We start from the raw sequence: 303 nt of genomic DNA, 5'->3' as shown, positions 1-303 counted from the left end.
TCGGCGTTTGCAGCAGAAGAAACTAACCTTTTTACTGCTTCAGAAAAAGCCTATATTGCATCACATGTATTTACGTTAGGCACTATCTCCGATAATTACCCGTTTAACTTTGAAGATAAAGGGAAATTATCTGGTTTTTCATATGATTATATAAATTTAATAAAGAAAAAAAGCGGATTAAAGATAAAAATTGAGGTGGCAAGCTGGACTGAGACGCTTGGCAAATTTAAAGCTAAAAAAATTGATTTGATTGATCTTATCTCTTACAAAAAAAGCAGAGAAATATTTACAAATTTTACAAAG

General features: G+C 30.7%; 1 protein-coding gene. It reads left to right on the top strand.

Annotation, left to right across the window (positions count from 1 at the left end; genetic code table 11):
* Positions 1–303, top strand: a 303-nt coding sequence (locus GQR38_RS20355) for a transporter substrate-binding domain-containing protein (RefSeq protein ID WP_165738099.1), incomplete at both ends; no start/stop codon positions are given.

The organism is Pseudoalteromonas sp. c7(2019), from assembly GCF_011378625.1.
GTDB classification, from domain to species: domain Bacteria; phylum Pseudomonadota; class Gammaproteobacteria; order Enterobacterales; family Alteromonadaceae; genus Pseudoalteromonas; species Pseudoalteromonas arctica.
This window is presented reverse-complemented; position numbering and strand designations above follow the sequence as displayed.